28 protein-coding genes are annotated in these 22,030 nt (G+C 68.0%); 14 read left to right on the forward strand and 14 right to left on the reverse strand.

Features of this window, described 5'->3' with window-relative positions:
• Positions 1 to 202 precede the first annotated feature (202 nt).
• From JOD27_RS42765 to JOD27_RS42780, 4 genes are all read right to left on the reverse strand, one after another.
• Positions 203 to 1,942, reverse strand: a complete 1,740-nt coding sequence (locus tag JOD27_RS42765) for a hypothetical protein (protein WP_204768117.1) — start codon at positions 1,940 to 1,942, stop codon at positions 203 to 205.
• A gap of 60 nt (positions 1,943 to 2,002) precedes the next feature.
• Complete coding sequence (locus JOD27_RS42770) at positions 2,003 to 2,725, reverse strand: class I SAM-dependent DNA methyltransferase (protein WP_204768118.1); 723 nt, start codon at positions 2,723 to 2,725, stop codon at positions 2,003 to 2,005.
• A gap of 22 nt (positions 2,726 to 2,747) precedes the next feature.
• On the reverse strand, positions 2,748 to 4,010 hold the full coding sequence (locus JOD27_RS42775) for a cytochrome P450 (RefSeq protein WP_204768119.1): 1,263 nt from the start codon (positions 4,008 to 4,010) through the stop codon (positions 2,748 to 2,750).
• A gap of 233 nt (positions 4,011 to 4,243) precedes the next feature.
• Positions 4,244 to 4,723 carry a nucleotidyltransferase domain-containing protein gene (locus tag JOD27_RS42780; RefSeq protein WP_204768120.1) on the reverse strand — a complete coding sequence of 160 codons (480 nt, stop codon included), beginning with the start codon at positions 4,721 to 4,723 and terminating at the stop codon, positions 4,244 to 4,246.
• 149 nt (positions 4,724 to 4,872) lie between these two features.
• On the opposite strand from JOD27_RS42780, the gene add reads away from it, so the two are divergent.
• The 5 genes from add (at position 4,873) to JOD27_RS42805 (ending at position 9,318) form a co-directional block, all read left to right on the forward strand.
• Positions 4,873 to 5,880 carry an adenosine deaminase gene (gene add / locus JOD27_RS42785; RefSeq protein ID WP_204768121.1) on the forward strand — a complete coding sequence of 336 codons (1,008 nt, stop codon included), beginning with the start codon at positions 4,873 to 4,875 and terminating at the stop codon, positions 5,878 to 5,880.
• 223 nt (positions 5,881 to 6,103) lie between these two features.
• A complete protein-coding gene (locus JOD27_RS42790) occupies positions 6,104 to 7,063 on the forward strand; it encodes a helix-turn-helix transcriptional regulator (protein WP_204768122.1) in 960 nt (319 codons plus the stop codon).
• Between the two features lie 97 nt (positions 7,064 to 7,160).
• Positions 7,161 to 7,535, forward strand: coding sequence for an STAS domain-containing protein (locus tag JOD27_RS42795; RefSeq protein WP_204768123.1), 375 nt, complete (start codon positions 7,161 to 7,163; stop codon positions 7,533 to 7,535).
• A gap of 6 nt (positions 7,536 to 7,541) precedes the next feature.
• Positions 7,542 to 8,807 (forward strand): prolyl oligopeptidase family serine peptidase, encoded by a 1,266-nt coding sequence (locus JOD27_RS42800; RefSeq protein WP_204768124.1) that lies wholly within the window; start codon positions 7,542 to 7,544, stop codon positions 8,805 to 8,807.
• Positions 8,808 to 8,820: 13 nt separating this feature from the next.
• Positions 8,821 to 9,318 carry an O-acetyl-ADP-ribose deacetylase gene (locus JOD27_RS42805; RefSeq protein ID WP_372441803.1) on the forward strand — a complete coding sequence of 166 codons (498 nt, stop codon included), beginning with the start codon at positions 8,821 to 8,823 and terminating at the stop codon, positions 9,316 to 9,318.
• 4 nt (positions 9,319 to 9,322) lie between these two features.
• Here JOD27_RS42805 and JOD27_RS42810 read toward each other — a convergent pair whose 3' ends face one another.
• On the reverse strand, positions 9,323 to 10,312 hold the full coding sequence (locus tag JOD27_RS42810) for a LacI family DNA-binding transcriptional regulator (RefSeq protein ID WP_204768125.1): 990 nt from the start codon (positions 10,310 to 10,312) through the stop codon (positions 9,323 to 9,325).
• A gap of 136 nt (positions 10,313 to 10,448) precedes the next feature.
• Between JOD27_RS42810 and JOD27_RS45650 the strand changes: the two genes are divergently transcribed.
• From JOD27_RS45650 to JOD27_RS42825, 4 genes are all read left to right on the forward strand, one after another.
• Positions 10,449 to 10,829, forward strand: a complete 381-nt coding sequence (locus JOD27_RS45650) for a type 1 periplasmic-binding domain-containing protein (protein ID WP_239571549.1) — start codon at positions 10,449 to 10,451, stop codon at positions 10,827 to 10,829.
• Entirely contained in the window at positions 10,826 to 11,503 is a 678-nt protein-coding gene (locus tag JOD27_RS45655) for an AbfB domain-containing protein (protein WP_372441804.1), read from the forward strand. Before JOD27_RS45650 ends, JOD27_RS45655 begins: the two co-directional genes overlap by 4 nt.
• An 8-nt stretch (positions 11,504 to 11,511) precedes the next feature.
• Positions 11,512 to 12,585: a S1 family peptidase gene (locus JOD27_RS42820; protein WP_204768126.1), complete on the forward strand. Its 1,074-nt coding sequence runs from the start codon at positions 11,512 to 11,514 to the stop codon at positions 12,583 to 12,585.
• A gap of 77 nt (positions 12,586 to 12,662) precedes the next feature.
• Positions 12,663 to 13,121, forward strand: a complete 459-nt coding sequence (locus tag JOD27_RS42825; RefSeq protein WP_204768127.1) for an SRPBCC domain-containing protein — start codon at positions 12,663 to 12,665, stop codon at positions 13,119 to 13,121.
• Here the strand turns inward: JOD27_RS42825 and JOD27_RS42830 are convergent.
• The gene (locus tag JOD27_RS42830) at positions 13,118 to 14,149 is read right to left on the reverse strand and encodes an FAD-dependent oxidoreductase (protein WP_204768128.1); all 1,032 of its coding nucleotides are present in this window, start codon (positions 14,147 to 14,149) and stop codon (positions 13,118 to 13,120) included. The genes JOD27_RS42825 and JOD27_RS42830 overlap by 4 nt on opposite strands.
• 162 nt (positions 14,150 to 14,311) lie before the next feature.
• On the opposite strand from JOD27_RS42830, the gene JOD27_RS42835 reads away from it, so the two are divergent.
• Genes JOD27_RS42835 through JOD27_RS42845 form a run of 3 tightly spaced genes read left to right on the forward strand, consistent with a single transcriptional unit; the run spans position 14,312 to position 15,943 of the window.
• Positions 14,312 to 15,088 carry a heparin lyase I family protein gene (locus tag JOD27_RS42835; RefSeq protein WP_204768129.1) on the forward strand — a complete coding sequence of 259 codons (777 nt, stop codon included), beginning with the start codon at positions 14,312 to 14,314 and terminating at the stop codon, positions 15,086 to 15,088.
• 40 nt (positions 15,089 to 15,128) lie between these two features.
• Positions 15,129 to 15,494 carry an SPW repeat domain-containing protein gene (locus tag JOD27_RS42840; RefSeq protein ID WP_204768130.1) on the forward strand — a complete coding sequence of 122 codons (366 nt, stop codon included), beginning with the start codon at positions 15,129 to 15,131 and terminating at the stop codon, positions 15,492 to 15,494.
• Positions 15,495 to 15,505: 11 nt separating this feature from the next.
• Entirely contained in the window at positions 15,506 to 15,943 is a 438-nt protein-coding gene (locus JOD27_RS42845) for a hypothetical protein (RefSeq protein ID WP_204768131.1), read from the forward strand.
• On the opposite strand, the gene JOD27_RS42850 is transcribed toward JOD27_RS42845, so the two are convergent.
• Both JOD27_RS42850 and JOD27_RS42855 read right to left on the reverse strand, forming a co-directional pair.
• Positions 15,918 to 16,337, reverse strand: a complete 420-nt coding sequence (locus JOD27_RS42850) for a hypothetical protein (protein ID WP_204768132.1) — start codon at positions 16,335 to 16,337, stop codon at positions 15,918 to 15,920. The genes JOD27_RS42845 and JOD27_RS42850 overlap by 26 nt on opposite strands.
• 54 nt (positions 16,338 to 16,391) lie before the next feature.
• A complete protein-coding gene (locus JOD27_RS42855; protein ID WP_204768133.1) occupies positions 16,392 to 16,778 on the reverse strand; it encodes a RidA family protein in 387 nt (128 codons plus the stop codon).
• An 89-nt stretch (positions 16,779 to 16,867) separates the two neighbouring features.
• Between JOD27_RS42855 and JOD27_RS42860 the strand changes: the two genes are divergently transcribed.
• Positions 16,868 to 17,230, forward strand: coding sequence for a winged helix-turn-helix transcriptional regulator (locus JOD27_RS42860; RefSeq protein WP_204768134.1), 363 nt, complete (start codon positions 16,868 to 16,870; stop codon positions 17,228 to 17,230).
• Between the two features lie 112 nt (positions 17,231 to 17,342).
• Here JOD27_RS42860 and JOD27_RS42865 read toward each other — a convergent pair whose 3' ends face one another.
• The 4 genes from JOD27_RS42865 to JOD27_RS42880 form a co-directional block, all read right to left on the reverse strand.
• Positions 17,343 to 18,008 (reverse strand): DUF4328 domain-containing protein, encoded by a 666-nt coding sequence (locus tag JOD27_RS42865; RefSeq protein ID WP_204768135.1) that lies wholly within the window; start codon positions 18,006 to 18,008, stop codon positions 17,343 to 17,345.
• Between the two features lie 90 nt (positions 18,009 to 18,098).
• On the reverse strand, positions 18,099 to 18,434 hold the full coding sequence (locus JOD27_RS42870) for a VOC family protein (protein ID WP_204768136.1): 336 nt from the start codon (positions 18,432 to 18,434) through the stop codon (positions 18,099 to 18,101).
• Positions 18,435 to 18,677: 243 nt separating this feature from the next.
• Positions 18,678 to 19,874, reverse strand: coding sequence for an RNA polymerase sigma factor (locus tag JOD27_RS42875; protein ID WP_204768137.1), 1,197 nt, complete (start codon positions 19,872 to 19,874; stop codon positions 18,678 to 18,680).
• Positions 19,871 to 20,242, reverse strand: coding sequence for a YciI family protein (locus JOD27_RS42880; protein ID WP_204768138.1), 372 nt, complete (start codon positions 20,240 to 20,242; stop codon positions 19,871 to 19,873). The genes JOD27_RS42875 and JOD27_RS42880 overlap by 4 nt, the downstream gene beginning before the upstream one ends.
• A 138-nt stretch (positions 20,243 to 20,380) precedes the next feature.
• Between JOD27_RS42880 and JOD27_RS42885 the strand changes: the two genes are divergently transcribed.
• A complete protein-coding gene (locus JOD27_RS42885) occupies positions 20,381 to 20,758 on the forward strand; it encodes a VOC family protein (protein WP_204768139.1) in 378 nt (125 codons plus the stop codon).
• A 222-nt stretch (positions 20,759 to 20,980) separates the two neighbouring features.
• Here JOD27_RS42885 and JOD27_RS42890 read toward each other — a convergent pair whose 3' ends face one another.
• Together JOD27_RS42890 and JOD27_RS42895 are read right to left on the reverse strand one after the other, a co-directional pair.
• Positions 20,981 to 21,394, reverse strand: coding sequence for a hypothetical protein (locus JOD27_RS42890; RefSeq protein WP_204768140.1), 414 nt, complete (start codon positions 21,392 to 21,394; stop codon positions 20,981 to 20,983).
• Between the two features lie 27 nt (positions 21,395 to 21,421).
• Entirely contained in the window at positions 21,422 to 22,030 is a 609-nt protein-coding gene (locus JOD27_RS42895) for a CoA transferase subunit B (protein ID WP_204768187.1), read from the reverse strand.

The following is a 22,030-nucleotide window of genomic DNA, read 5'->3' on the forward strand; positions in this document are numbered from 1 at the left end:
GGCTGGAAAACCCCGGCCGAAGCCCTCCACGAGCTACTGTTCCCACCAACACCACGTGTTGCGACGACCACGTGAATCCGCCCGTTTTCTGATCACCCCAACTGCTGCCAACCGTGCAGTTGGCAGCCATGAGAGCGCGACCTTCATGATCGAAGCGCGGCTGCCTGCCGGCCACATCGCAAGAGATAGCTGCAACACGCTACTAGAACCGTTCAACGCCCAGCGCGGTCAGTGCCAGGTCGAGGTTGCTCAACCCCTGCAGGGCCCTGCCGCGGCCGGTCTGCGCGTCCAGTTCCACGATCGCCGTGTTGCGCTGGTCGTCCGCCGACATGTGCCGCAACGCGGCGTCGTCGCGAATCCCGGTCTCCCGCAGGAACACCATCACCGCGCCCACGCCGGCGAGATCGGCGTCGTTGTAGGCCTGGTAGTCGTTCTGGTTGCTGTGGGCTGTCATCTCGACGATCAACGTGTTGCGCATGTCGTCGTCGGACATGGTGTTGAGCTGGTGCTGCGTCCGGAACCGCCCGGCCAGCAGCACACCGCGGATGTAGAAGCTCACCGAGCCGGGACGCCGGCCTCGGGTGGCGAGGTCGCTGCCCAGTCCTATTTGGACAAGCTGGAGGTTCGTGAACCCCTGCAGCTCGCGGCCGGCACCGGTCTGGGCGTCGAGTTCCACGATAAGCGTGTTGCGCTGGTCGTCGGAGGACATCTGCTTCAGGGCGTCGTCGTATCGCAATCCGTTGCGGCGGAGGAAGACCATCACCGCGCCCATGCCGGCGAGCGTGTCGTTGTCGTAGCGCTGGTAGTCGTTCTGGTTGCTGCGCGCGGTCAGCTCGACGATCAACGTGTTCCGCATGTCCTCGTGGGACATCGTGTCGAGCTCGTGCTGGGTGCGGAACCCGCCCGCCAGCAGCACACCGCGGATCGGGAACGAGATCACCGACCCCGCCCGCACCTCCACGTCGGCGAAGTCACCGCCCACACCGTTGATGCGCAACGTGAAGTCACCGGCGGGACAGGCCCAGTCGGTCTCCGTCAACCGCGCGACGCCCTCGTACTTGATGCGGCCGTCGGGGTTGCGTGAATGCACGGCCAGGCCCTCGAACCTGATCGCGCTGTCGTAGCCGCGGCGCTGGCGCAGCTCCACGAAGAACATCCGCCCGTCGCGCTTGAGTGACGGCACGGCGAGCAGCACGGGTTTGCCCGAGCCCGGCGACACGTAGTTGATCGCGTGAAGGCGTGCCGTCGCCGGGAAATCGCGCACGTGGACCACGGACGAGCTCACGCGGAACACCGGTTCGCGGTACAGCTGCGCCGCGGGCAGCATCGGGCCGACGATGCGGTTCGCCGGCTGTCCGACGTGCGGCGCCTGCTTGTTCGGTCCGCCGTCGGGCAGTTCCGGCTTCGGGGCGCGGATGAAGCTCGGCTGGAACTGGATGGGCAGGCCGTAGATCCGTGCGCTCATCATGGAGTACGGCGAGCCGTAGTCGGACGTGCCGTCGAGGCCGAGCTCGTGCTCCAGGCCGTAGCTGTGGCCGACCTCCTGACACGCCGCGTCGAACGGCGTGATCGAGTCGACCACGGTCACGGCGATCTCCTTCTCGCCACCGGGAACCGGCACGGACACGGTTCCGCCGCCCCACCAGCCGGTCGGCCGCGCGAGCCAGATCAGCAGGATGTCGGTGTGCTGCCAGTCGACCTGCGTGGCGGCCTTGACCACGGCGGAGTGCAGGTCGCCGCGCTTGTCGTTGGTGACCTGACCGGGGTCGGGAATCTCGACGGGGTCGTACACCTGGCTGCTCACGTCGAAGATCCCGCGCGAGGAGCGCCACCAGAAGTCGCCCATGCCGAACTCGACACCCGGCCGCATCCAGTGCTCGAACTGTTCGCGCGACCAGACGCTGTCCGTGGCCGCGTACCGCACCGGAACGACCGCGATCATGACCGCCTCCTCCGTGCCGCCTGAGTGGACACAGAGGAACTCGGTCGCCGCGCCAGAACGTTACGCGGCGGCCTCGTACACGCTCACGTGGCGCGTGCTGGCCGCCGTGAACTCCTCGCCGTTCCAGCCACCCCAGCGGTCGCGCAGCCGCAGCCCGGCGATCCTCGCCATGAGGTCGAACTCGGCCGGGTAGGCGAGGCGCTGCCGGATCGGGCCGAACCGGATGCCGTCCGCGCTGATCTCCACGTGGTTCTCGTCGAGGATCTGCGTGGCGGGGTCGTAGCGGTTGACGTCGAACCCGACGCGGTCGATCTCCAGGCTCTCCACGTCGATGAACTGGTGGCGTTGCCGCGCGGCCCAGCTCGGCAGGCCGCACTCGATCACGAACACGCCGCCGGGTGCGAGGTGCCGTGCCGCGTTCTCGAAGCAGCGCACCTGGTCGTCCTGGGTGAGCAGGTTCGTGATCGTGTTGTACACCAGGTAAACCAGGTCGTAGGCGCGGCCGGTGGTCGCCCGCGACATGTCGCCGATGACCACGTCGATGGCGTCGTTGCCGAGTTTCTCCCGCAGGCGGGCGACCATGTGCGGGGAGAGCTCGATGCCGTCGACGTCGACACCGGCTTCCTTGAGAGGCAACGCGATCCGGCCGGTGCCGATCGCGAACTCCAGCGCGTTCTTGCCGAAACCGGCGAGAAATCTCACGGTGTCGGCCTCGTCGCCGCGAGGCGAGTTGTCGTAGGTGACGGCTGTTTCGGGACCGAAGCTCGGGTTGAATCCCTTCACGCCTCCACGCTAACCACGGCCGCTACCCAATTTTCTCCTCCACGTCCCACGTGATCGGCAGGTGCCTCACGCCGAAGATCGTCGACGTCGTGCGCACGTGAACCTCTTCGGCGGGCACCGCGAGCCTGATCCCGGGCAGGCGCCGCAGCAGTTCGCGAAAGCTCACCGACATCTCGATGCGCGCGAGTTCGTTGCCCAGACACTGATGCACGCCGTGGCCGAACGAGAGATGCCTGCTGCGCGGCCGGTCGACGCGGAACCGGTGCGGCTCCTCGCACTCGGCGGGATCGCGGTTGGTGGCGATCACCGAGCACATCACCGTGTCGCCCTCGTTGATCGTGACGTCGCCGATCTCGATGTCCTCCAACGCATAACGAACGATCCCGGTGTCGACAATGGACAGATAGCGGAGCATCTCCTCGACCGCGGTCTCCATCAGCCCGCCGGGATCGTCCCGCAGCGCCTCCAGCTGGTCCCCGTGGTCCAGCAACGCGAGCACGCCGAGACCCAGCATGTTCGTCGTCGTCTCGTGGCCGGCGATCAGCAGCAGGTTCGCCAGGCCGACCATCTCGTCGTCGGACATGTCGCTGGTGTGCGCCAGCTCGGACAGCAGGTCGTCCTCGCGGTGGGCGCGCTTCTGCTGCACCAGGCCCCACATGTAGCGGTGCATGCGGGTGCCGACCTCGATCAGGCCCTCCAGGTCGGTGGCCAGGTCGAGCAGTTCGATGGTGTCGTCCTGGAAAAGCCCGCGGTCGGCCACGGGAACGCCGAGCAGCTCGCAGATCACCAGTGACGGCACCGGCAGCGCGAAGTCGCGGATCAGGTCCGACGGCGGTCCCGCGGCGATCATCGCGTCGATGCGGCCCGCGACGATCTCCTCGATCTGCGCGGTGAGCGCCCGCATCCGGCGCATCGTGAACTGCCGGGCGAGCAACCTGCGGTAGCGGGTGTGCTCAGGAGGATCCGTGGTGATGAACGACCCGGCGCGGCTCTCGGCGTCCGCGAACTTGTCGCGCATCTCCGCGCTGAGCTTGTCCCGCAACCGCTCCACCTTGAACCGGTCCGCGCTCATCCGCGGGTCGGCCAGCAGCGTTCTGGCGGTGTCCTGGCCGGTGACCAGCCAGAGCTGCTCGTCGTCGTGCTCGACGCGGTGGATCGGCCCGGCTTCGCTGAGGCGGGCGAGGCGCGGCGCCGGGTGGAACGTGTTCGCGCGGTCCATGAGGTCGGACGGCAGCACCGGTCTCATGGCTTCGAGTGCGGCGTCCGGTTTCGAGGCTGTTGTCATCGCGATCCTCTTCCGGGGAGTGGGATGTGCGATTTCTAAGCCGCGAGAAACTGGGGAAAGAACTGAACCGCCGCGCGTTCCGGAACGGCCGAAACTGGTTCGTGCCCAGTCGAGTTGGCCTGGTTGGCGCTGTGGCCTGCACTTACGGGGTTGACACGAGAATGACTTCTTTTGTCATCGGTGAAGGTCGGTTCTGAGAAATGTACTTTTGGGCCGACTTTGTCATACGTAATTCAAATCGATTGTTGCGGCAGATGGCGCAACTGGGCCAGGTCGTGCAGGTCACGTTCGCGCGGTTCGTAGCCCTGGTGGAAGTAGAGCTGCTGTTCGGCGGACAGGCACGGCACGGTCGTCCCGAGGATCGTGCCGGTGACGAAGCACCTCGCGGGGTAGCGGAACGGTTCGCCCGGCGTCGGCGAGGACTGCTCGGCGCTGCCGTCCGGCGAGAACCGGAGCGGGTGCAGGTCGATCTCACGGCCGCCGGGATCGGTGAGGACGAAACGCACCGGCCGCCACGACAACGTTTCGACGAACCCCAGGGCGGCCAGGGCGGTGAGGACAGCGGGTTCCTGGTCCTCGCGGTGCATGAGGTCGAGATCGTCGTGAGGACGGGTCTGCTCGCCCACCAGCGCGTCGACGCCCCAGCCGCCGCCGATCCAGACGTCGTGGCCCTGCAGCGCGGCCAAGATCTCCAGCACGTCCTCAGCCATCATGCGACAAACGCTATCGCTCTCGTCTACCGTGAAAACGTGCCGGATTTCAAGCTGCCGCTCTACGGCGCTGACACCGAACGCGGCGACCTCGCTCCCTGAGTCGCCCCGTCCCGACACCCTTCACCTCATCTCTCTCAGGGAGCTTTGCCATGCGCTCGTTCATCCACGCCCTGCCCAAAGTCGAGCTGCACGTCCACCTCGTCGGCTCGGCGAGTGCCGACACGGTTCTCGAGCTCGCCCGCCGCCACCCCGAGGCTGGCGTGCCGACCGACCGCGCCGAGTTGGAGCGCTTCTACACGTTCCGGGACTTCGACCACTTCCTGAAGGTCTACTGGGCGGTGCAGTCGATGCTGAAGGACCGCCACGACATCCACACCCTCGTCGTGGGGCTGGCCGGTGAGCTGGCGCGGCAGAACGTCCGGTACGCCGAGGTGACCGTGACGCCGTACAACCACTTCCTCGACGGGGTTTCCGGGGACGAGGTGCTGGCCGGCCTCGAGTCGGGCCGTGCCGCGGCGGCGGCGTTGGGCGTTGAACTGGCCTGGTGCTTCGACATTCCAGGTGAGAAGGGACTCGTCGCCGCGCGGGAGACTCTGGCGTTCGCCCTGAACGAGCGCCCGGAAGGCCTGGTGTCCTTCGGACTCGGCGGACCGGAGACCGGTGTCGGCCGGGCCCAGTTCGCGCCGTTCTTCGCCGCGGCGCGGGAAGCGGGCCTGCACTGCGTTCCGCACGCGGGGGAGACCACCGGGCCGGAGACGATCTGGTCGGCGCTGCGGGACCTGAAGGCCGAACGGATCGGGCACGGCACGAGCTGCGTCGATGATCCGGCGCTCCTGGCACACCTGGCGCTGAAAGGGATTCCGCTGGAGGTGTGCCCGACCTCGAACGTCCGCACCCGGCAGGTGGCGTCGATCGAAGCGCATCCGGTGCGTCGGATGCTGGAAGCCGGGGTGGTCGTCACGGTGAACACCGACGACCCGCCGTTCTTCGGTGCCAGTCTCGAAGGTGAGTACCTGGCGGTGGCTTCGGCGTTGGACCTGAGCCACGCGGACGTCGCCCGGCTGGCGGAGAACGCCGTGCTGGCTTCGTTCCTGCCCAACCCGCGCAAGACTTCGTTGCTGGAAGAGATTTCCACGGTGCTGGCGGCGGTCAGATGAAGATCTCGCCTGCAGGCCGGACCGTGACCGTCCCTCCATGATGGACGGCCGCGCTGAGGACCCCGGTGTGCCGCGTTCGCGTGCTTCGGCCGTCAGCTCCATGCCTTTCCACACGACCGGGATCACGTCCACTTCGGACAACCCTACCGGCGCCACTCTCGACCCGATCCGAACCGGTTCGACGGCCAGGAGCGGTCAGAAGAGGTATTCCACCCCATCCAGGATGGGCCCGTTCTGGCGATGGACACCGCCGGGCTGGACGAGGATCGTGCTGCACGTGGAGCAGATCGTCGAACTGACCGATCTGGACGAGGCGCAACACGTCCTCAGCGCGGCCTACGGCACGATGCGCATCGACGGTGGTCGTGAGCGATCGTGGATGCGGATGGCGTCGCGGCAGCTGGGGTCGATCCGTTTCGACGACGTCCGTGGTCTCATCGGGCTCGAGGTCACGAGCGAGCCGCAGCAGAGCTACATCTTCGGGCACCTGGAGAGCGGCAGGGTTCGGTATCGGACGAACCGCGACGAGTGCCTGGTGGCTCCGGGGGACGCCTTCCTCACGGCGCAGCCAGATCTGCCCTACACGGCGGCGATCGAAGACCCGCGGGCCATGCTGGTCATGGTCGACCAGTCAGTGGTCGACGGCGTCGTCGACGGTGCGCGGTTCGGCGGGGGCCAGGCTGTTTCCGCCTGTGACGCTGAGGCGTGGCGGTCGACGTGCGTTCATCTGCGGGACCAGGTTCTCGTGGGGTTCGCGCACGAGCCGTTGGTCGTGGCGAATGCGACACGTCTGCTCGTGGCTGCCACCCTCGCCACCTTTCCGCACTGCCGGCCGGAGGAGAGGGCGGCCGATCGGCGTGATGCGCACCCTTCGACCGTGCGGCGCGCAATCGCGTTCATGGAGGCCAACGCCACGAAGGACATCACGGCCGTCGACATCGCGCGCGCCGCACGCGTGTCCATCCGCGCCGTGCAACTCGCGTTTCGCCGTCACCTGAACATGACGCCGATGGCATATCTCCGCCGCGTGCGCCTCTCCTGCGCCCATGCCGACTTGCGCGCGGCCAACGGCACCGTCACGACGATCGCGGCCAGGTGGGGCTACGCCCGTCCGAGTGTCTTCGCCGCTCATTACCGCGCCGCTTACGGGGTGTCGCCGTCGAAGACCCTGCGGTCACGCTGAGGCACTTCGCTTTCCGGGTCGAAGGGTTCGCTTCCGCTGCTATCGCTCGGTCCCGGGGTGCGGTGAAGTGAAGTCCCTTTCCCCGATGCGAGGTCCGATGACCGCCAGTGAGACCAGTCCGTTCACCGTGCGGACGCAGCGCTCGGGCACCCGGTTCGTGGCCACCTGCCGCGGCGAGATGGACTTGACGACCTGCGAACTGTTCTTCGCCGCGGTGCTGCCCGGCATCACCGACCACACCGTCGACCGAGTGTCCATCGACCTGGACGAGCTGACCTTCATGTCCGCGAGCGGCCTGCGCAGCCTCCTGCTGGTGCTGTGCGCCGCGCACTACAACGGCAAGTCGTTCGACCTGCGCAACACGCAGCCCCCGGTCCGCCGGGTGCTGGACCTGTTCGGCTTCACCACCTTCAAGGCGGGCCTTGTGTGGGACGCGACCATGTCGCCCGAGGAGGGCCGTTCACTAGCTTGACCAGCTATGTTGCTCCCGCTGGTACTCGTACTCGCGCTGACCCCGCCCACAGTGGCGCTGACGGTCCCAGGCGCCGAACATCAGCAACTGGCCCGCCTCGCCGACCTCACCACCACCGGCACCACGGCCACCGGCCACACCGACCCGGCCGACTGGGCGGGCCTCACGAGCGCCGCGCTGCCCGTGCCCGCCGCCGTCCCCGGCATCCAGATCGACGGCTACTTCCCGGACACGTCCCACACCAACACCAACCACGGCTGGCACGACTCCCAGTTCGTGCTGAGGCTGCCGGACCGCTGGAACGGCGGCCTCGTCGTGACGGGCGCCCCCGGCGTGCGCGAGCAGTACGCCAACGACCGGGCCATCTCCGACTGGGTCCTCTCCCGCGGCTACGCCTTCGCCGCCACCGACAAGGGCAACACCGGCGCCCAGTTCTACCGCGACGGCCACGCGATGGAAGAGTGGAACCACCGCTTCACCCAGCTCACGATCGCGGCAAAGGCCACCGTCGCCCAACGCTACGGCCGCGCCCCGCGCCGAACCATCGCCACCGGCATCTCCAACGGCGGCTACCTCGTCCGGTGGCAACTGGAAAACCGCGCCCACCTCTACGACGGCGGCGTCGACTGGGAGGGGACACTGTGGACGGTCGACGGCCCGAACCCGCTGACCTTCCTGCCTCCCGTGCTGCGCGCCTACCCGGCCTACCTGGCCGGCGACCCGTCGGCGCATGCCGCGATGGTCGCGGCGGGCTTCCCGGCGGGCACGGAGTTCCTGTGGGACTACCACTACCGCTACTACTGGGATCTCACGCAACGGATCTACCGCGAGGAGTTCGATCCCGGCTACGACGGTTCGCTGGAGGCCGGGATCCCGTTCTGCGCCTCGGGAACACCGTCCTGCGATGCGGACTACTCCTATGCCGCACGACGTGCTGTCGCCGGGCCTGCCGTGGCGCCGATCGCCTTGACGGGCAAGGTGAAGAAGCCGCTGCTGACGGTGCACGGAACGGCTGACGTGCTGTTGCCGATCAGCCAGGACTCGGATGTGTACGCGTCGATGACGCCCGATCGGCTGCATCGGTACTACCGGGTGGAGCAGGGCACCCACGTGGACGGGCTCGTGGACGCCTACCCGGACCGGCTGCGGCCGCTTGCGCCGTGCCACCGGGCGGCGTTCGTGGCCTTGGAGCGGTGGCTGGACGGCATCGCGCCGCCGAAGTCCGCGACCCTGCCCAGGCCGGCTGACGTGGCCACCTGTCCGCTGTCGTGATCCAATCGACGGTGTGGCCACCATCGAGTACGTCCTGGGCGACATCACCGAGCAGCACGTCGACGTGATCGTGAACGCCGCCAACTCCTCGCTCCTCGGCGGCGGTGGCGTGGACGGCGCGATCCACCGCAAGGGCGGCCCCGAGATCCTCGCCGAGTGCCGCGGGCTTCGGGCGGGCCACTACGGCGGCGGCCTCAAGACCGGGCAGGCCGTGGCGACGACGGCCGGACGGCTGCCCGCGCGGTGGGTCGTGCACACGGTCGGCCCGGTGTGGTCGGCCACCGAGGACCGGTCGGAGCTGCTGGCCGACTGCCACCGCAACTCGCTGAAAGTCGCGGCCGAGCTCGGTGCGAAAACCGTGGCCTTCCCGGCGATCTCGACGGGTATCTACCGGTGGCCGCTGGAATCAGCGGCGGAGATCGCACGGTCTGCGGTGGTGGACGCACCCGTCGACCTCGTCCGGTTCGTGCTCTTCGACCGCGCGGCGTACGAGGCTTACGCCCGGCCGTAGACCGTCACCGGGTCACCGTGCTCTCCCTGACCAGCAGCGAAAACGGCGTCTGCACGTCGGCCAACGTCACGTCGGGGGCACCGGCGCGCTGGTGCAGCAGGTCGACGGCGGCGCGGGCGATGGCGGCCTTGTCGGGAGCGATGGTCGTCAGGGACGGTGAGCTGTAGGCGCTCTCGTCGTTGTTGTCGAAGCCGACGACGGCGAGGTCGTGGGGCACGCGCACGAATCGTTCGGCGGCGGTGCGCATGGCCCCGACGGCCAGCAGGTCGTTGAAGCAGAACACCGCGTCGGGCGGGTTTCGCAGGTCCAGCAACGCTTTCATCGCGGCGGCGCCGTCCGCGCGGTGGTAGTTCAGCGCGGGCACCACCAGCTCGGAGACGAACGGCAGCCCGGCTTCGGCCAGGGCTGTTCGGTAACCCTCCAGGCGCAGCGCCGCGGTGCTGCGGTGGGGGTGGGCGCCGATCGCGGCGATTCGCTTGTGGCCCAACGAGATCAGGTGGCGGACGGCGGTCGTGGCGGCGGCCACGTTGTCGATGCCGACGCGGGAGATCGGGACGTCGACGGCGTGTTCGCCCAGCATCACCGCGGGCACGGAGAGCTGGAAGTCCTCTACGTGCAACGCTTCCGGGCTCAGGATCGCCGCGTCCACCAGGTGCGGGCCCAAGGAGGCCAGCGCCTGGCGCTCGCCGGTCAGCGTGCCGAAGGTCTGCTCGATGAGCACGTTCCACTCGTGCTCCTGCGCGGCGGTGATCACGAGACCGGCCAGTTCGGCGAAGTACGGGATCGAGAGCTCCGGCAGGACGAGGGCGATGAAACCCGTGCGGCCGCGGCGCAGGTTGCGGGCGCCCAGGTTGGGGCGGTAGCCGGTTGCCTCCAGCGCCTCCTCGACGCGGCGGCGGTTGTCGGGTTTGACGAACGAGTAGCCGTTGACCACGTTCGACACGGTCTTCACCGAGACGCCCGCCAGCCGGGCGACGTCCTTGAGCGTGGCCAACGCAGTCTCCTCGCCGACAGTGCCGGTACCGGTACCGGGAAAAGTACCGGGAAGTCACGGTCTTTACATCGTTGGAACGGCGATGCAAATCTAACTGTGAGAGCGCGACCACGCACAGCCCGTGTAGGAGCCAACGATGTCTCGCATCCTGCTCATCGCCGTTGCCGCCCTGCTCGTCACCGGCTGCACCAGCAGAGAGAGCCGACAGGCCGCGGCCAGTGGCGGGGCGGCCGCGTGGCAGCAGAGCGGTGGTCCCGGTTGCGCGCGGAGCAGGACCGGCTATCCGCAGGTCGACGTGAAGGGCGCGACCGTCGGGTTCTCGCAGTCCGAGAAGGACGAGGCCGGGAAGAAGGGTGTGAACCTGCTCGTCACGAACGCGCAGAGCGACCTGAACAAGCACATCAGCGACATCAAGTCGTTGCTGAACCGCGGGGCGAAGCTGCTGATCGCGGCGCCGCTCAACTCCGACGGGCTGCAGCCGCGTTCGACGCGGCGAAAGCCAAGCAGGTGCCGGTGATCACCATCGACCGCAAGGTGACCTCGCAGGAGGGTTCTGGCGGCACCGCGCTGGAGTCGTACAACGTGCCCGGCTCCTTCGTGCGGCACTTCAACGAGACCGTGTACCTGGCGCGCAGCGGCGGCCCGAATCCTTGGGACACACCGAACCTGTTCGCCGCGGACACCACGTGGGCGATCGGCGTCGCGTTGTGGCGCAGCGGCGCGGACCTGCCGGTGGACCAGGCCCGGTCGTTCCGGGTCACCACGCCCGGCTTCACGGACCGCTACCTGCGCCACCGCGACGGACTGGCGCGCACCGACGTCGTGACCGGTTCGAGCGGCAGCCTGCTGAAGGCGGACGCGACGTTCGTGATCAGGCGCGGGCTCGCCGACCCGTCCTGCTACTCGATCGAATCCCGCGACTTCCCTGGCGACTACCTGCGGCACGCGGACTTCCGCGTGCGCCTCAACGGCAACGACAACACCGACCTGTTCCGCCGTGACGCCACGTTCTGCGCCCAGCCGGGCGAGGGTGGCGTCCGGCTGGAGCCGGTCAACGAGCTCGGCACCAACATCCGGCACTACGCGGAGGAGGTCTGGGTCGCCTCGAACGGCGGCGCACACACGTACGACAACCCTGCCTCGTACCACCAGGACGTGAGCTGGGCCGTGGGCTCACCCTGGACACCGTAGGAGAAAACATGCTGCTACGCATAGTTTCCGTGTCCGCGATCGTGTTGAGCACGATCACCATCCCTGCCGCGGCGGCTTCCGCGGACGTCGTCGACGCCATGAGCCGCGACTTCGGGATCAGCGCCGCGCAGGCGCTGACCAGGATCCGCCAGGAGAAGGTGGCGCTGAAGATCGCGCCGGCCGCCCAGGAAGCCGCTGGCGAGGCGTACGGCGGCAGCTGGTTCGCCGATGGCAAGCTGCGCGTCGCGGTGACCGACCCCGCGAAGGCCGACGCGGTCAAGGCCGCCGGTGCCGAACCCGTTCTGCGGACGAGGACCTTCGCTTCGCTGACCGCGGTGAAGACGGGCATCGACAGGCTGTCGAAAGCCGGTGCGGTCTCGAAGGACGTCGTCGGGTGGCGGGTCGACGTCCAGCGCGGCGCCGTGGTGGTCGACGCTCTGCCGGGCGCCGATCTTTCCGGCCTGCCCAAGGATGTTGTCGTCAACACCGACGGTGTCCAGCGGCCCCGGCCGTTCGCGGCCGGAACCGTGGGCGGTGACCCGTTCTACACGGGCAACGTCCGGTGCTCGATCGGCTTCTCCGTGCAAGGCGGGTACGTGACCGCCGGTCACTGCAACGTCGGTGCCTGGAACGTCTATGGCTGGGACCGGTCGTGGCAGGGCGAGTTCGTCGGTTCTTCCTTCCCCACCAACGACTACGGCTGGGTCCGCACCGGCGGCGGCTGGTGGAACGTGCCCGTGGTGCTCGGCTGGGGCCAGGTGAGCGACGCGCTCGTCCGCGGCTCGTGGGAGGCGCCGCCCGGCACGTCGGTGTGCCGTTCCGGCTCGACGACGCACTGGCACTGCGGTGTCGTCCAGGGCCGCAACGAGACCGTCAACTACGAGCAGGGCCCTGTCTACGAGATGGTCGGCACCAGCGTCTGCGCGGAACCGGGCGACTCCGGTGGCTCGTTCATCACCGGTGACCAGGCGCAGGGCGTGACGTCCGGCGGGTACGGCAACTGCTCCAGCGGCGGCCGAACCTGGTTCCAGCCCGTCAACGAGATCCTGCGGGTTTACGGGCTCACCCTGCTGACCGCCTGATCGGTCGTTGTCCACCGGGACACAGACGCGTAGTTTCTTGACGTCTGAGTCCCGGTGGATCTTCCCGAGGTGATCACGTGCTGGATCCTCGTGAACCCGGCGAGCACTCGGTGGTGTACCGGGTCGACACGGTCATCTCGGCGCCCCAGGAGCGTGTCTACGGCCTCATCACCGACTTCCCCGGTTACGCGCGCTGGAACCCGTGGGTGGTCAAGGCTTCGGGCAGCACCGCGCCCGGTGACGAGGTGAGGGTCGACGTCGTCCTCGGCTCGATCACCATGGCCGCGAAGCACACGGTGCTGGGCGGCGTGCCCGCTCGGCGGTTCTGCTGGAAGGACGCCGGGTGGAACGCGTGGTTCGTCTACGGTCAGCGTTGCCGCACGCTCACAACGCAGTCGGACGGGACCGTGCTGCTGTCCAACGAGCTGTTGATCGACGGCATCCTGTCCGGCTGGACCGACCACTTCATGGGCAGGGCGATGCGGGACGGCATGCAGGCCGAGAACGCTGCCCTGAAGCGCATCGCCGAGTCCTAAGTGAACAGAATCCGTTTGGCCGCGGCCTTCCCGATCGGGGTGCGCAACCCGGTGAACGCCAACTCCGCCAAGCCCGGCCCGCGAACCAGCGAAAGCCCGCGCCGCATCGTCGACCGGATGAGGTAACGGCGGCGCATCGCCGCGGCGTCGTAGTGCTCGAGGACGTACTTGTTGCCGCTGCACAGGTAGTCGAACGTGACCGAGGCGGCCAGCTCGGACATCCGCAGGCACGGGTCGAGCCCACCGGCGGTGAGCGGGGAGACCGCGCCCGCCGCGTCACCGACCAGCAGCCCTTGCGGCGACACGATTTTACGCAGCAGCCCTCCGACGGGGATCGGTCCGCCGCGGCGCTGGACCGGCCCGGCGGGTTCCGGTGTGGGGAAGCTGTCGCGGAACCGTCGCAGCAGCTGGGGGAGCGGCGCGGTGAACCGGTCGGCACGGCCGGCCAGACCGACGTGAGCATGCTCGCCGTCGTCGATGACCCACGCGATGTAGCCCGGTGCGAGGCGCGGGTCGACCACGCAGTGGAACGTCGGCGTCGAGCCCGTCCTGATCGGGTAGACCTCCTCGATGCCGGTGATCAGCTTCCGGTTGACGTCGAGGCCGAGCTGTTTCGCGACGGTGGAACGGGCACCGTCCGCACCGATCGTGAAGCGGGCCTTCGCCGCCTTCGCCGGATAGCCGGCGTTGAGGATGACCTGCGCACCGGCTCGTTCGGCGTCCTTGACGGCCTGGGCGTAGATGCCGGCCATGTCACCGACCCGGAACTCGTCGTGAGCGCTCACCAGCTCGACCGGCTCCCCGAGCGACGGCGGGTAGAGCAACACGCGCCGGACCGCAGGTCCGAGGTGCGGCAGCCGGTAGTCGGTGAGGGTGCGCCGGACGAAGATGCCGGTGGTGCGGATGCCGGTCTCGAGCGTTGTCCTGCGCTCACACACGGCCACGTCGAGGCCTGCTTCCGCGAGCAGCCGAGCGGTGTTCAGCCCGGCCAGCCCGGCGCCGACGACGAGCACGTCCACGGTGTCCATGCCCGACCGTAGAACTGATCAACGCGGCGGTTTCCGGTTCGCCGCAACACCTTCACCGGATCTGCACGGGTCCTCCACAAATGTGAGCCCTTGACACGTCGGAGGTCTGTCGCAGATCGTGGTCGGCACCGCCGCCTCGAACTCTGGTTCGAGGAGGAACCGATGCAGTTGTTCACCCGCCGCACGGCGATGCGAGGGGCGCTCGCCATCGCGGCAACGCCGTTCGCCGCCGGTGTCGCGTCCGCTGACGTGGGCGCCACGGCGTTCGTGCAGAAATGGGCGGCGAACCCCGCGACGGCCGGTCTCAAGGCGTTCGTCGGCATCGAGGACGACCGCGCCAACTCGCACCCGTCCGCCACGCACATCTTCGCCGAGCAGGACCAGTACCGGTTCGTGATGCACAAGTCCGATCGCGACGGATCCGACCGGCAGCGCCAGGAGGTCCGCGCGATCCAGACCGGCGGCACCCGCCACGACATGAAGAAGGGCGAGACCTGGCGCTTCACCCACCAGATGTACATTCCCACCTCGTTGAAGGGCACGACCAGCTTCACGCACATCTTCCAGGTCAAACACACCGGCGTGGCCTCGCCCGTCGTGACGATGTCGTTGTTCCGCTCGGGTTCGGCGGAGTCGGTCGAGATGCGGCTCTTCGGTGCGGGACAGGCGAAGCTCGGCAGCACGCCGTTGTCGCCGCTGCACAACAGGTGGATCGACGTCGCGATCGAGATCAAGGTCGCCGACTCCGGACGGGTGCGCTTCACGCTGAAGGACGGCGCCACCACGGTCGTCGACGCGTCGCGGTCCGGGTTCGACACTTGGCTGGGCGGTGACCAGGCGCATCCGAAGTGGGGCATCTACCGCTCGCTCGGCGACTCCGCGCAACTGCGGGACACCTATCTGTTGCTGCGCAACATGAAGGCATACCGCGACGAATGAGGTGTTCCCTCCTGGTCGTCCGGAGGTGAGAATTACTCGCGTGGGGGACCTTCACGGACGGACTGCCGAGAGCAGGGCCGGTGTCGCCGCCTTCCTGGCGGGCGTGTGGCTGATCGCCGCACCACCGGTCCTGCACTTCAGCGCGTCCCTGCACGCTTTCCGGCCCTATTGGTGGTCGATGGGACTGGCCGTCGTGATCATGCTGCTCGGCATGGTGCGGGCGATGGCACCGTTGGACGTGCCGTTCCTGCAGCCCATCACGATCGCTCTCGCCCTTTGGCTGATCATCATGGCGTTGCGCGCGGCAGAAGGTGGCGTTTGGGCCGTTTGGCTCAACCAGCTCGTCGTCGGTGTGCTGATCGCGTTGTCCGCGGGGCTGGCGCTGTTGATCGGTCACCGCCGGTGAAGAGCTGGCACATGGCGTCGGACGACTGCCTGATCTGCCGCGGCGAACAGGAAATCGTCATCGGCATCCGCGAGCGTGGCCCGTACGAGCGCATGCACGACTACACGCGCGTGCTGTTCTGCGCGGCCTGCGATGTCGGTGAGCTGCGAGCGTTCAGCTACGACGACTACGTGGTGTACGGGGAGGAAGACGACGTCATGGTGTGGTCGTCGCTGCTCTCGGCCGCGGACATCTCGCGGCTGCGCACCGGCTTCGCGTGCGCCACCCCGCTCGATCACGGATGCGCTTGTGCTCAGCACGTCCGGGCCTACAACACGAGTGTTGGCGCGAACAAGACCAAGCTGCCGGAGTACGGGCCCGACCGGCACAGTCCGGCCGGGCGTACCACCGTCACGGTTCAGGTGATCGACGGACTCGTGGAGTTCAGCAGCGCTCGCCCGTGTTCTTGAACAGGATGTAGCTGCTCCCGTCGACCTCGCCGTGAGCGCGCGTGCAGCTGTCGAGGGTGTCCGCAGGGCCGGACCACAGCTCCCGCTGCCCCCGCGCACCGGTCTTGTAACCGTGCGTGTTGTTGTCGCGCGTCAGGATGTACGTGCGGAGGGTGAAGTCCCTGCCGGCCCGCGCGATCCACGAGTCCCACACATACACGTAGGAGAAGTTGTAGCCGCAGCCCCTGAACTGCTTCACCGACGCCACGGTCTCTTCGTAGTTCTTCACGTGGACCGTCGACCCGATCTGCGTGACGCGGTCGCAGTACCGGTTGGACTCGGCGTGTGCGGTGCCGGTGCTCAGCAACGTGGCCGCCGCCGCCGCAGCGCCTGCCGCGGCCAGGATCTTGCGCATGGTGCTCCTCTCGTTTGCGAGGAGCCTCCGCCCGGCCGGTTGGCCGCCGGTAAATCAGATCACCGCGACCGCCTCGATCTCGACCAGGTGCTCCGGCACGTCCAGCGCGGCCACACCGATCAGCGTCGCGGGCGGCTTGGCGGTCTCGCCCACCTCGCTCATGGCGTTCTCGATGCCCTTGAGCAGGTCCGGCATCTTGTCCGGCGTCCAGTCCACGACGTACAGCGTGACCTTGACGAGGTCTTTGAACGACGCACCTGCCCCTTTGAGCGCGGTGTGAACGTTCATGTAGGCCTGCTGCGTCTGCCGTGCGAGGTCCGGCTCGGCGTCCCAGGCGACCTGGCCGGCCACGTAGATCGTCTTCGTCCCCGACGTGACGGCCACCTGGTGGTAGACGTCGATCTGCGGCAGGCCTTCGGGGTTGATCAGGGTGATGCTCATGGCTTCCTCTCTTGTGGTTACTGGGAAACCATAGGAGAGTGAGGCCTGACCTGGAAGAACGCACTTTTTCGTGAGTGGGGAACCTGAAGGTGAGTAAGCAGCTCAGCGGGGATCTGGCGCGTGCGGATTCGTTGGCGCGCGAGATCTTCTCCGACATCGCCAACAAGTGGGCGTTGCTGATCATCGAGACGATCGGCGACTCGACCAAGCGCTTCACCGAGCTGAAGGTCGAGGTCGACGGCATCAGCCACAAGATGCTGACCCAGAACCTGCGCCTGCTGGAGCGCAACGGGCTGGTGACGCGGGTCGTGTACCCGACCGTGCCGCCCCGCGTCGACTACACGCTCACCGAGCCGGGACAGGCGCTGCGGGCGACCGTCGACGCGATGTGCGACTGGACGCAGCGCTACCTCGGGGAGATCGAGGAGGCACGCAGCCGCTTCGACACCTAGTTGATCGACTCGGCGATCTGTCGCAGCGTCCGCAGGGCTCCTGGGCATCGCCGCATTCGCGATGTCCAACCGCGGACACCAGTTCGAGACCGCGGCCGAGTTCTTCGCGGCGTCAGTCCGAAGAGGACTGAAGAGGCACCGGCGAGTGCTGGAAGCCGGAGATTCGTTGCACCACCTGCACGGCGCAGACGGCGGCCACGATGCCGGTGACCGCGGCGATGGTTGAGAACACTGCCGCGTTGAGGAACGAGTCGGTCGTCATCTCGCCGTTGATGTAGGTACGCACGTACGCGCGGTCGAACAGCCACATGAGGACGAAGGCGATCCACCATTGCGTGGTCAGCCGGGCTTTCACCCGTTGCTGCAGCGGCACTCCCTGCTGCCGGGGGTCGCTGGCGCGCCAGATGTCGTCGATGATCTGCTTGGGGAACCAGAGGTTCACGACCGGCACGAGCCAGCCCAGCCACACCCACACCCTGCTCTGGCGGTGCTCGTTCGCGTACGTCAGGCGCTCGGCGTTGATGCGCGCGTTGTACGTCCACATCATGAACACGATGCCCGCCACGAGCGTCAGCAACGTCACGGACGTGCCGGTCAGGAGGCTGATCTTGTCCGCGGTGCGGAGATCCGCGACGGGCACCACTCGGTCGCGGTAGTCGCGGATCGTCGCGTAGGTGAACCAGTCGCTGGCGGCGTTCGCGACGTTGCCCACCGCGACGACGCCCACGAGGATGGACGCCGCGCGCGCCAAGCCATGTACGGGCTGGAAGTGCTCCATGAAATCCCCCCTGAAGATCGGTTCACGGCGTAGACGTGCTCCAGGGAGGAATTGTTGAGTGGCCCGTCGCGGGACGGACCACTCAGGTGATCAGCTCCGCGGTTCGTAGAGGCTGAACGGCGTGCCCTGGTCGTCCCAGCAGTGGGCGATCCGGCCGACGTCCGGCACCGTCTGGACGTCGTCGCTCTTGCCGCCGAGCTCGGCGACCTTGTGCACGGACGCGTCGATGTCGGTGGTGTGGAAGTAGATACGCGGCTGGGTGAGCTGGGCGTCCTTGGCGGCGATCGCGCCCGACGCGCCGTTGGTGATCACGTGGTAGTCCTCGCCCATCGGGCTCGTCTCCCAGCCGAACACACCGGCGAAGAACGCCCGTGCCCGCGCGGTGTCCTCCGCGGGCAGTTCGAACCAGTTGACCTGTCCGGACATCTCTCGCTCCTTCTGTGTTGTCGTGCTTTGAGCGGAGGACGAGCGAGCGGGCCGGAACTCGACATCAGCCGCCGAGAATGTCGAGACTTTTCGTGGTGGTCCAGAGCTGCGCTGACGGCGGTGACGTTCACCGGGGCTGGTGTCGCGCGTGCGGATGTCCGACGTGCCGAAAGCCCTGTTGTACCGTCCCGATTTCAGCCGAGGAACAACCGGGCGTGCAGGCGGTGAGCGCGGTGAGACGTATCAGGAGGTCTCCAGGGAACGCAGGCGCCCGGCGAGGAAACGGCGATCGGCGGGGCTGACCGCCAGCTCGTGGGCGAGCCGGTACGCGGCGATGGCTTCGTCGCACCGGTTCAGGCGGCGCAGCAGGTCGGCGCGGGCGGAGTGCAGCAGGTGGTAGTCGTTCAGGCCGGTGATGCCGTCGATCAGCTCGAGCCCCGCCTCGGGTCCGTCGACCATCGCGACGGCGACCGCGTGGTTGAGCTCGATCACCGGGGTCGGTGCCACGGCGAGGAGTTCGGCGTAGAGGGCGGCGATCCGCGTCCAGTCGACCCGATCCTGCACGTGCAGCGCGGCGATCACGGCGTGCAGCACGTACGGGCCGGGCGTGCCGAACCGCAGTGCGCGGTCGAGCAGCGTCATGCCCTCGGCGATCTCGTCGGCGTTCCACAGCGCGCGGTCCTGGTCTTCGAGCAGCACGACGTCGCCTTCGGTCGTCAGGCGCGCGGCGCTGCGGGAGTTGTGCAGTAGCATCAACGCGACCAGGCCGTGCGCCTCGGGTTCGTCGGGCATCAGGGCGGCGACGAGCTTGCCGAGCCGGACCGCCTCGTGGCGCAGCTCGGCGTCCGCGGTCGTGTAGCCCCTGGTGAAGATCAGGTAGATCACCGTGAGCACGCCCGACAGCCGTTCGGGCAGCAGATGGTCCGCGGGCACCTCGAACGTGATGCCGGCGTCGCGGATCTTGCGCTTGGCCCTGACCAGGCGCTGGGCCAGCGCGGGTTCGGCGACGAGGAACGCCCGCGCGATCTGGGCCGCGGTGAATCCCGCCACCGCTTGGAGCGTGAGCGCCAACCGCGCCTCCTCGTTCAGCGCGGGGTGGCAGCACGTGAAGATCAGGCTCAGCCGTTCGTCGCCGATGTCCACCAGCTGCTTCTCTGTCATCGTGACCGGTTCGGGAGGAGGCGCCGGCAGCTTCGCGCGCGCCATCTGAACGTGCCGGAGCCGGTCGAGCGCGTGGTTGCGGGCGACCGTGAGCAGCCACGCGAACGGGTCGTCCGGCACCTGTGAGCGTGGCCATGTGCGCAACGCCTGGGAACAGGCCTCCTGCAGCGCGTCCTCGGCCAGCTCGAAGTCGCCCAGCGCCCGCACGAGTGCGGCGAGCATCCGGGTGCGATGCTCGCGGTACACCCGTTCGACCGCGGCCGACGCCAGGTCGCTCATGCCACCCCGTGGTTCAGGCCGGGGATGTGGTCGACCGGGCGCACCTCGATCGTGGCGCCGAAGTGCGCCTGCGGAACCATCTCGGCCAGTTCCAGCGCCTCGTCGAGGTCGCGGCAGTTGAGCAGGTAGTACCCGCCGAGGTGCTCGTGCGTCTCGGCGAACGGCCCGTCCGTCAGCACCGCCTTGCCCGCCTTCACCCGCACCGTCGTCGCCGTGCTGACGGGCTTGAGCGGGTCGCCGCCCACGAAGACACCTCGCCGCCGGCACTCGTCGGCGAACGCGTTGACCCGCGTGAGGATCTCCTCGAACCGCGGGTCACCCGGCTTCGGGCGGTCCTCGCAGTTGTAGATCAGGAACATGTAGTGCATGCGTGCCCTCCAGTCGTCGTTCCGAGGACGAACGAGCTCCCCGGAACTCGACATTCGAGCACGACTTGTTTCTCAGGGCGCGGTGAGTGCCGCCGCGATCGGCGCGACCAGCTCGTAGCTGACTGCCACACTGGGGAGATGCGTATCGATCGGCTCGACCACCTGGTGCTCACCGTCGCCGACCTGACCCGCACGATCGGCTTCTACGCCGGTGTCCTCGGCATGGAGGAGGTGACGTTCGGCGACGGCCGCAAAGCGCTCGCGTTCGGTCGCAGCAAGATCAACCTGCACGAGGCGGGGCACGAGTTCGAACCCAAGGCGCGCCAGGCCGTTCCCGGCAGCGCGGACCTGTGCTTCATCACCGAGGACCCGCTCGACGACGTGATCGCGACCCTGCGGAACCACGGCATCGCGATCATCGAAGGCCCGGTCGAGCGCACGGGTGCGGCGGGCACGATCCGCAGCGTCTACGTCCGCGACCCGGACGGCAACCTCGTCGAGATCAGCAACTACTAGGCCCTGCATCGAGGTCAGCGCTGACTCTGATGGCGTCTGCAAGTACCACCAACTCAACATCGACAGGCACTTTCCCACTACCAACAGATCTCGCGGCCTGCTGCGGGCGCGAGCGTCGTTCGGCAGGCGGCGAACAGGTTGGGGGTAGGTAGCGGCTGTTCGATCAAGTGTTGGCGGTACTTGCAGACGCCGGCCAGGCCAAGGCGGACTTCGACACAGGCGTTAGCAGCGCTCGTCCGTCTGTGCCCAGTAGACGTTGCCGTCGCCCCACACCTCGCCGTACGCCCTGGTGCACTTGTCGAGCGTTTTGGTGCCCTTGGACCAGACGTCCTGGTCGTTGGTCCCGTTGACGGTGCTGTTGAGGTCGCGCGTGCCGTTCACGACGATCTCCGCGCTGGAGGAGAAGTTGCCCGGCTTGGACGCCCACGAGTCCCACACGTAGGTGTAGCCCCAGTTCTTGCCGCAGCCCTTGAACTGCTTCACCGAGGCGATGATCGTGCTGCCCTTCTTCACGTGCCCGGTGGAGCCGATCTGCACCGTCGACGAGCATCCCGGCGCCCGCTCGGCCTGGGCGGTGCTCGTCAGGCCCAGCACGGACAGCGCCACCGCGGGCAGGACAACCATGACTTTGCGCATTGCCCCACGGTGGCGCGTGCCGGTAAGTCAGCGGTAAATCGCCGTACCGGTCCGTTCTTGAGCCGTTTCGAAGGTGACGTCCGGTGCCAGTTCGACGAGCCGCAGGCCGTCCGGCGTCACGTCGAACACCCCCAGGTCGGTGATCACGCGGTCCACGCACGCCTTGCCGGTCAACGGAAGCGTGCACTCGCCGACGAGCTTCGGGCTGCCGTCCTTGGCGTTGTGCGTCATCACGACGATCACCCGGCGGGCGCCGTGCACGAGGTCCATCGCGCCGCCGATGCCGGTGACGAGCTTGCCGGGCACCGCCCAGTTCGCCAGGTCGCCGTGTGCGGACACCTGCATCGCGCCGAGCACCGCCACGTCGACGTGACCGCCGCGGATCATGCCGAACGACAACGCCGAGTCGAAGAACGACGCTCCAGGAAGGACGGTCACGGTCTCCTTGCCCGCGTTGATCAGGTCGGGGTCCACTTCGGAGTCGAGCGGGTACGGACCGACGCCGAGGATGCCGTTCTCGGACTCCAGCACCACCTCGACGCCGGGCGGCAGGTGGTTCGGGATCAGCGTCGGCACGCCGATGCCGAGGTTGACGTACTCGCCGTCACGCAGTTCCGCGGCCGCGCGGGCCGCCAT

The organism is Lentzea nigeriaca, assembly GCF_016907955.1.
In the GTDB taxonomy this organism is placed as follows: Bacteria; Actinomycetota; Actinomycetes; order Mycobacteriales; family Pseudonocardiaceae; genus Lentzea; species Lentzea nigeriaca.